The 2,512-nt window shown below is 51.4% G+C and carries 6 protein-coding genes; all 6 read right to left on the bottom strand.

Annotation, left to right across the window (positions count from 1 at the left end):
- A partial coding sequence (locus IK012_RS13525) for a DNA-directed RNA polymerase subunit alpha (protein WP_290955474.1) occupies positions 1-866 on the bottom strand: 866 nt, incomplete at its 3' end.
- Between the two features lie 18 nt (positions 867-884).
- Entirely contained in the window at positions 885-1,307 is a 423-nt protein-coding gene (rpsK, locus tag IK012_RS13530; protein WP_290943009.1) for a 30S ribosomal protein S11, read from the bottom strand.
- 26 nt (positions 1,308-1,333) lie between these two features.
- The gene (gene rpsM / locus IK012_RS13535) at positions 1,334-1,702 is read right to left on the bottom strand and encodes a 30S ribosomal protein S13 (protein WP_072799956.1); all 369 of its coding nucleotides are present in this window, start codon (positions 1,700-1,702) and stop codon (positions 1,334-1,336) included.
- Positions 1,703-1,711: 9 nt separating this feature from the next.
- Positions 1,712-1,828, bottom strand: a complete 117-nt coding sequence (gene rpmJ / locus IK012_RS13540; RefSeq protein WP_014546097.1) for a 50S ribosomal protein L36 — start codon at positions 1,826-1,828, stop codon at positions 1,712-1,714.
- Positions 1,829-1,855: 27 nt separating this feature from the next.
- Complete coding sequence (infA, locus tag IK012_RS13545) at positions 1,856-2,074, bottom strand: translation initiation factor IF-1 (RefSeq protein ID WP_014546098.1); 219 nt, start codon at positions 2,072-2,074, stop codon at positions 1,856-1,858.
- The coding region (locus IK012_RS13550; RefSeq protein ID WP_290955476.1) for a preprotein translocase subunit SecY at positions 2,074-2,512 on the bottom strand (439 nt) is incomplete at its 5' end. The genes infA and IK012_RS13550, both read right to left, overlap by 1 nt.

Genomic DNA, 2,512 nt, shown 5'->3' on the forward strand with positions numbered 1-2,512 from the left:
ATATCGTTTTCCTTGTTGCGTACAAGTTCGCCAATGGTATGGATGTTCGCCATACGGAGGCAGTTGCTGGAGCGAACGGAGAGTTCCAGGTCGTCCACGCGCATACGGAGGAGGTTAGCGATACGCTGACGTTCTTCATCCATTTCGAGTTCTTCGGGGCTTTCGAGATCGCCTTCGAAGTTGATGAAGATTTCCAAGTGATCCACGAGAAGCTTTGCAGCGTATGCAAGAGCGTCTTCCGGATCAATGGAACCGTCTGTCGTAATTTCAAGTTCCAGACGGTTGTAGTCCGTCTTCTGACCAACGCGGGTATCGCTGATGTGCATTGCGACTTTCTGAACCGGGTTGAAGTTCGCGTCCATGGCGATAACGCCAATCGGAGCGTCCTTGTCCTTGAGTTCGTCGGCAACAACATAACCACGACCGCAGGAGATCTTCACGTCCAGCGACAGAGAAGCGTTGCCGTTCAATGTCGCAATGTGAACATCCGGAGTCAGGATAGTGACATTGGGATTGTCCATAAAGTCCTTGGCCGTGACTTCGCCATCACCGGACATGTCCAGGTGAAGGGTTTCGTCGTGATCAGACAGGAGCTTTACACGGATGCTCTTGAGGTTCAGGATAATGTCGGTGACATCTTCCTTCACACCCGGAATCGTCGAAAATTCCTTGTCAACGCCTTCGATTTTCACGGAGACAATAGCCGCACCCTGCAGAGAGGAAAGGAGCACGCGACGGAGTGCGTTGCCGAGGGTGATACCCCAGCCACGTTCCAAGGCTTCTACGACAAACTTGGCGTAGCGACCATCTTCGCCGGTTTCCACTTTCTGGAAGCTGCGCGGCATCTGAAGTGATTTCCACATCATTGGCGATACCTCTTTGGATTAAATTCTTCTCTTCTTTTTAGGACGGCAACCATTGTGCGGAATGCCCGTCACGTCTCGAATAGAGAGAACTTCGAGGCCCGCATTCTTGAGAGCGCGGACGGCAGATTCACGGCCGCCACCAGCACCCTTAACGCGAACGTCCACCTTGCGCATGCCGAGGTCGAATGCCTTGTGGGCAGCGGTTTCAGCGGCAAGCTGGGCAGCAAACGGCGTGCTCTTGCGGGAGCCCTTGAAACCGGAGTTACCCGGGGAGCCCCAAGCGACGACGTTACCGCGAGCGTCGGTGATAGAAACGATTGTATTGTTGAAGGAAGCGAACACGCAGGCGATACCCTGGATGTCAATGCGCTTCTTGCCCTTCTTAACCTTGACTTCTTCAGTTGCAGCCGGAGCTTCAGCAGCGGCAGCAGTTTCCTTGATTTCTTCTTCAGCCACGATGAGTCTCCTTACTTCTTCTTGTTAGCCACAGTCTTCTTGGGGCCCTTACGAGTGCGGGCATTGGTACGGGAACGCTGACCGCGGACCGGGAGGCCCTTGCGGTGGCGGATGCCGCGATAGCAGCCAATATCCTGCAAACGCTTGATGTTCAAGGTGATTTCTGCGCGGAGCTGACCTTCCACAGAGTATTCGTCTTCGAGGAGATGACGAATCTTACCTTGTTCTTCTTCAGTCAGGTCGTCACACTTCTTGTTCTTGTCGATGCCCAGCTGAGCACAGACCTTGTTAGCGGTGAACAGACCGACACCATAAATTGCCGTAAGACCGTATTCAACAGTCTTGTTTTTCGGTAAATCGACACCAGCGATACGTGCCATACGATCTCCTTATCCCTGTTTCTGCTTGTGACGGGGGTTCTTCGAACAGATGATGCGCAAAACACCCTTACGACGGATGATCTTGCAGTTTTCACATCTGGGTTTAATGGAGGCTTTGATTTTCATAGGTTTGACCTTCTTTTGTAATACCTATTACTTGTAACGGTAAGTAATTCGCCCGCGATTTAAATCGTACGGGGAAATCTCGACCAACACTTTGTCGTCCGGCAAGATTCTGATAAAATGCCGGCGCATCTTTCCTGATACGTGAGCAAGAATTTCGTGACCATTTCCGAGTTGAACACGGAAGAAAGCGTTGGGAAGTGCTTCCAGCACAACGCCTTCTACTTGTATACCTTCTTCTTTAGCCACTAGGATGCCATCCTGCCGCGAATGCGGCCACGTTTCAAGAAACCATCATAATTCTTGGTATGCAACTGGGCTTCGAGCTGACGAAGCGTATCCAGGGCAACACCCACCACGATTAGGACCGAGGTACCCCCAATATAGAAACTCATATTGAGAGCGTCTTTCAAATGCAGGGGAACGACGCTGATTAAAGCGAGGTAAAGAGACCCGGGCAATGAAATTCTGGTCAAGACATGGTCAATGTATTCTGCCGTCTGCTTCCCCGGACGCACTCCCGGAATAAACCCACCAGACCTCTTCAGGTTTTCGGCAATGTCGTTAGGGTTGTACTGGATTGCCGTGTAGAAGTAGGTGAAGAATATGATGAGGAGGGCATCTACTATGCTATAGGAGATATGACCCGGAATGAATGCAGTAGCAAAAGCCTGCATGGCAGACACG

The sequence above is a fragment of the Fibrobacter sp. genome, assembly GCF_017551775.1.
GTDB lineage: Bacteria > Fibrobacterota > Fibrobacteria > Fibrobacterales > Fibrobacteraceae > Fibrobacter.